Origin of the sequence: Micromonospora cabrerizensis (assembly GCF_022230955.1) — a bacterium.
GTDB lineage: Bacteria > Actinomycetota > Actinomycetes > Mycobacteriales > Micromonosporaceae > Micromonospora > Micromonospora cabrerizensis.
Genome location: NZ_JAKKFI010000026.1, coordinates 1 through 4,901, shown reverse-complemented (window position 1 = coordinate 4,901; position 4,901 = coordinate 1). Strand labels below are relative to the sequence as shown.

The following is a 4,901-nucleotide window of genomic DNA, read 5'->3' as shown; positions in this document are numbered from 1 at the left end:
CACCCGCCGCCGACCAGCGCGCGCCCGACCTGCCGGCACCCGGCCTGCTGCCACCCGCCGCCGACCAGCGCGCGCCCGACCTGCCGGCACCCGGCCTGCTGCCACCCGCCACCGACGCGCCCGGCTCGCTGCCCACACGTGGGCCGGTGGGCCGAGGGCCACTGGAACCCTGGCCGGACACGGTCAACTGGCAGCCGATCTGCACCGACCTGATCTGGGTGGAGCTGATCCGGCTGGCGGTCGTGGTCGCCGTCGGGCTGGCGGTGACAGCGGTGGGCTGGGCGTTGAGCGGCCACTGGCTGTTCGGGCTCGCCGTCGCCGTCGTCGTGCTGCTCGGCGGGTGGCGGGCCATCGCGATCGTCCGTGCGGTGCGGGCCTGGGGGTACGCCGAGCGCGAGAACGACCTGCTGGTCCGGCACGGGCTGCTGGTCCGGCGGCTCTCCATCGTCCCGTACTCGCGGATGCAGTTCGTCGACGTCAGCGCCGGGCCGTTGGAACGCGCCTTCGACCTGGCCACCGTGCAGTTGCACACCGCGGCGGCGGCGAGCGACGCCCGGGTTCCCGGGCTGCGCCCGGCGGAGGCGTCCCGGCTGCGCGACCGGCTCACCGCTCTCGGCGAGGATCGGGCGGAGGGCCTGTGAGCGACGGGCCCGCCGAGCCGCGCACCGTGCCACCCATCGGCCCGACACCGCACGAGCCGGTGCCGCCGGAGGCTCCCTCCGCCTGGCCGGCACCGACCGGCGGTGGCGAGGGCGAGCCCCGGCAGCGACTGCACCCGCTCAGCCCGGTCCTGCACGGTGCCAAGTCACTGGTCGTGGTGATCGCCGGGTTGTCCTGGTCGACGCTGTCCCGGGTGGGCTTCGGCTGGTTCGCCGCCATGGTGGCGGTGCTGGCGCTCGGCGCGACAGTGCTGTCGGTGGTGAGCTGGTACAACACCGGCTACCACGTGGTCGGCCGCGAACTGCGGGTGTACGAGGGGCTGCTCTGGCGGCGTACCCGGGCCATCCCGTTGGAGCGACTGCAGGCCGTGGAGGTGGTCCGGCCGCTGCTCGCCCAGCTCACCGGCCTGGCCGAGTTGCGTCTGGAGGTGGTCGGCGGGGGCAAGACCGAGGCGCCGCTGGCGTACCTCGGGGTGGCCGACGCGGCCCGGCTGCGCGAGCGGCTGCTGGCCCTGGCCGGGCGGGTCGCGCAGGCACCCGCCCCGGAGCACGCGGCCGCCGCGGTGGTCCCGGGAGCGGCGGCGCCGACGGCGGCCGCTCCGGGCCGGCCACTGCACGCGGTACGCAACCAGAGCCTGCTGATCAGCCAGTTGCTCACCCCACAGGCGTTCCTGCTCCCGTTCGGTGTGGCCTTCGTGGTGGTGCAGTTCCTCACTGCGGGGTCGTGGTCGTTCGTCGCGGTGGCGAGCACGCTGACCGCGATGGCCGGTGTGCTGCTGCAACCGGTCCGGCGGGTGCTCGACGACTGGAACTTCCGGCTGGCCCGTGACGGCGGCACGCTGCGGGTGCACAACGGCCTGCTGGAGACGCGGGCGCAGACCGTGCCGCTGGCGCGGGTGCAGACCGTGCGGGCCACCTGGCCGCTGCTCTGGCGGATGAAGGGCTGGCTGCGGCTGCGCCTGGAGGTGGCCGGCTACTCCGTCGCGGAGGCCGACGACCGCAACCGGCCCGACCGGCTGCTGCCGGTCGGTGACCTGCCGACGGCGACGATGATCGTCGCCGAGGTGCTTCCGGGGGTACGCCTCGACGCGCTGGCGCTGAGCCCCCCGCCGACCCGGACCCGGTGGCTGCACCCGCTCGGTCGTAGCGCGTTCGGCGCGGGGCTGTTCGACGAGGTGTTCGCCACCCGCTCCGGGCGGCTCACCCGGCAGGTAGTGATCGTGCCGTACGCCCGCATCCAGAGCGTGCGGGTGGTGCAGGGGCCGATCCAACGCCGACTCGGGTTGGCCAGCGTGCACGCGGACACCGCGGGCGGTTCCGGTGCCACCGCCCAGGACCGCGACCTGACCGAGGCCTGGGCCCTGGCCGCGGACCTGACCAACCGAGCACACCAGGCCCGCAACCAAACCTGACCCACCCCCACCCCACCCCGCCACGCCCCGCCGCCACCTCCGTTGATCATGAAGTTATGGCCACGACACGCCGTGCAGGCGGACGCTAACTTCATGATCGACGGAATCTGGCGGGCCGGGCCGGGGGCAGGGGCCGGGGTTGGGCCGGGTGGGTCAGTGGTCGGTTTTCGTGGGCTCGCGTGGTGGGCGTTGGGTGGTGGGTGGGTGCTCGGCGGCGTCGTCGGGGGCGGTGGCCTGCCGTGGGGGTTCGGTGCGGGGCGGTGGGGGCTCGGCCTTCGGGTGGCGGGCCCGCCACGCGGCCCAGCCGCGCTCGGCCAGGCCGACCACCAGGAAGGTCAGCCCCACGTACGCCCAGCCGACCAGCACGTCGATCACGTAGTGCTCACCCGAGTAGACCAGGGTGAAGGTCATCGCCAGCGGGTACGCGAGCAGCAGCGGCCACCAGCGGCGGCGGGTGCCGGTCAGGAAGAACAGCACCACGAACAGCGCCCACGCGGTGTGCAGCGACGGCATCGCGGCGACCGGGTTGGAGGCGATCTGGCCGGCGTTGAGGACGTTGCCGGCACCGTGCATGCCGAACGCCTTCCAGCCCCGGGTGGAGATCCGGGCGACCTCGGTGAGCAGCCCGTTCTGTGCGGCCCACCACGGCGGGGCGGCCGGGTAGATGAAGTAGGTGACCAGACCGGAGGCACAGAGGAAGCCCCAGCGCCGCATGTACGCGGCCCAGCGGCGCCGGTCACGGAGCCAGAGCACCGCGGCGGCGGCCAACGCCACCACGAAGTGCGAGAAGTACACCCAGCTCGCCGCGACGTCCCACCAGTGCACCTGCGGGTGGTAGAGGTGCTCCTGCAACCAGACGGTCGGCACCTCGCCGCCGGTGGCCCAGCCGAACATGAACCGGTCGGCGACGATCAGCTCCATCGCGTGCGGGGTGGCCCCGTTGTCGGCGAACCCGCGCGAGAGGTTGTAGATCACGAACAGCAGCACCACCGGCACCCAGTCCCGGGCGAAGCGCAGGTGACTGCGCCACGGCCGTTCGCTGTTCCAGGCGATGGTCGCCAGCCAGATCCAGACGAAGGCGTACGCCGGGTCGGTGGGCAGCCCGATGGCCAGCCACGCGGCCACGAAGGCGACCGCCCAGACGGTCATCGCGATGACACGCCGACGACCCCCGTCCGGGGACGCGGGCGGGTCGGTCCGGGCGGGGGGCTGGGGGTCAGTCACGACGGCCATCGTCGTCAAGGTTAACGACGGCGACGGCATCGACCGACGGGGACCACCCGGCGATGCCGCGCACAGGTGGGCGGCGGTGCTCACCGGCATCCCCGGGCAGTGCTCGCCGGCATCCCCGTGCGGTGCTCGCCGGGATCCCCGGGCGGGTGCTCGGCGGGCTCGGCGAGCACCTAGGCTGACGACCATGCAGGAGCAGCCCGAGCCGGCCTTCGCGCCGGGTCTGACCGCCCAGGTCGAGTTGACCGTCACCGACGCGGACACCGCCCAGGCGGTCGGTTCCGGGGACGTACCGGTGCTGGGCACTCCCCGGGTCCTCGCCCTGGCCGAGGCGGCTACCGTCGCGGCGACGGCGGTCGGGATGCCGCCCGGGTCGACGACCGTGGGCACCCGGGTCGAGCTGGAGCACCTGGCGCCGACCGTGGTCGGTCGGACGGTCCGGGCGCAGGCGCTGCTGGCGACCGTCGACGGTCGCCGGCTGTCGTTCGAGGTCACGGTCAGCGACGGTGACCAGACGGTGGCCCGGGGCCGGGTGGACCGGATCATGGTGGACCGGCAACGTTTCGTCGAGCGCGCCGGGCGCACGTCGTGACCGCCGCTTTCGTCGAGGTCGCCGACCGGGTGCACGTGCTACGCGAGCCGCTGCTGCGGGTCAACGTCACCCTGGTCGTGGGCGACGACGAGGCCCTCCTGGTCGACACGCTCTCGTCGGCCGCCCAGGCCGCCGACCTGGCCACTGCCGTCCGGGGGGTCACCGACCGCCCGTTGACGCTGGTCAACACCCACCACCACTACGACCACTGCTTCGGCAACGCGGTGCTCGCCGGCGACCCACCCCGTCCGGTGTACGCGCACGAGCTGGCCGCCGCCGCCCTGCGGCAGGAGCCGGAGCGGCTGCGCCGGGAGGCGTACGAGGAGCTGCGGACGGAGCACCCCGCCCTCGCCGCCGAGCTGGCCGACACCCCGCTGCTCGCCCCGACGCACACCGTGCAGACGGAGACGACCCTCGACCTGGGCGGCCGGCAGGTGCTGCTGCGGCACCCGGGGCGGGGGCACACCGAGGCCGACCTGGTGGTGCACGTGCCGGACGTCGACGTGTTGATCGCCGGGGACCTGGTGGAGCAGAGCGGCCCGCCCGCCTTCGAGGACTCGTACCCCCTGCGGTGGCCGGACGCGGTCGCGGACCTGCTGCGGCTGACCACCGCGCGCACGGTGGTGGTGCCGGGTCACGGCGATCCGGTGGACGTCGACTTCGTCCGCGCCCAGCACGCCGAGCTGGCGAAGCTGGCCTGGCTGATCCGGGCCGCGCACACCGGCAGCGCGCCGCCGGAACGGGTGGCCGCCGAGGCGCCCTTCGGTGCGCGCGCCGCGCTGGTCGCCGCCCGGCGTGGCTACCGCGAGCTCGACGGCGAGGCCTAGGTGTACTGACCCGTGAGGTTGGGGACGCGGCTGGCGGGTGGTAGGCCGTTGAGTGCGGTGTGTCCGCGGTGGTGATTGTAGGAGTGGATCCAGCCGGGGAGGGCTTGTCGGCGTTCGGTCTCGCTGGTGTAGGGCCGTGCGTAGGCCCATTCGTCGAGCAGGGTGCGGTTGAAGCGTTCGG

The 4,901-nt window shown here is 74.1% G+C and carries 6 protein-coding genes; 4 read left to right on the top strand and 2 right to left on the bottom strand.

Going from position 1 to position 4,901, the window contains the following annotated elements; translation table 11 throughout:
* The first annotated feature begins 80 nt into the window (after positions 1–80).
* Both LADH09A_RS03100 and LADH09A_RS03095 read left to right on the top strand, forming a co-directional pair.
* Positions 81–641 (top strand): PH domain-containing protein, encoded by a 561-nt coding sequence (locus LADH09A_RS03100; protein ID WP_372492215.1) that lies wholly within the window; start codon positions 81–83, stop codon positions 639–641.
* A complete protein-coding gene (locus tag LADH09A_RS03095; protein ID WP_372492214.1) occupies positions 638–2,071 on the top strand; it encodes a PH domain-containing protein in 1,434 nt (477 codons plus the stop codon). Before LADH09A_RS03100 ends, LADH09A_RS03095 begins: the two co-directional genes overlap by 4 nt.
* Before the next feature lie 153 nt (positions 2,072–2,224).
* On the opposite strand, the gene LADH09A_RS03090 is transcribed toward LADH09A_RS03095, so the two are convergent.
* A complete protein-coding gene (locus LADH09A_RS03090; protein WP_238643214.1) occupies positions 2,225–3,304 on the bottom strand; it encodes a phosphatase PAP2 family protein in 1,080 nt (359 codons plus the stop codon).
* Between the two features lie 184 nt (positions 3,305–3,488).
* Between LADH09A_RS03090 and LADH09A_RS03085 the strand changes: the two genes are divergently transcribed.
* On the top strand, positions 3,489–3,893 hold the full coding sequence (locus LADH09A_RS03085; RefSeq protein ID WP_238643213.1) for a thioesterase family protein: 405 nt from the start codon (positions 3,489–3,491) through the stop codon (positions 3,891–3,893).
* Entirely contained in the window at positions 3,890–4,720 is an 831-nt protein-coding gene (locus tag LADH09A_RS03080; RefSeq protein ID WP_238643212.1) for an MBL fold metallo-hydrolase, read from the top strand. The genes LADH09A_RS03085 and LADH09A_RS03080 overlap by 4 nt, the downstream gene beginning before the upstream one ends.
* Here LADH09A_RS03080 and LADH09A_RS03075 read toward each other — a convergent pair.
* On the bottom strand, positions 4,717–4,901 hold a 185-nt coding region (locus tag LADH09A_RS03075), incomplete at its 5' end, for an integrase core domain-containing protein (RefSeq protein WP_238643211.1). The genes LADH09A_RS03080 and LADH09A_RS03075 overlap by 4 nt on opposite strands.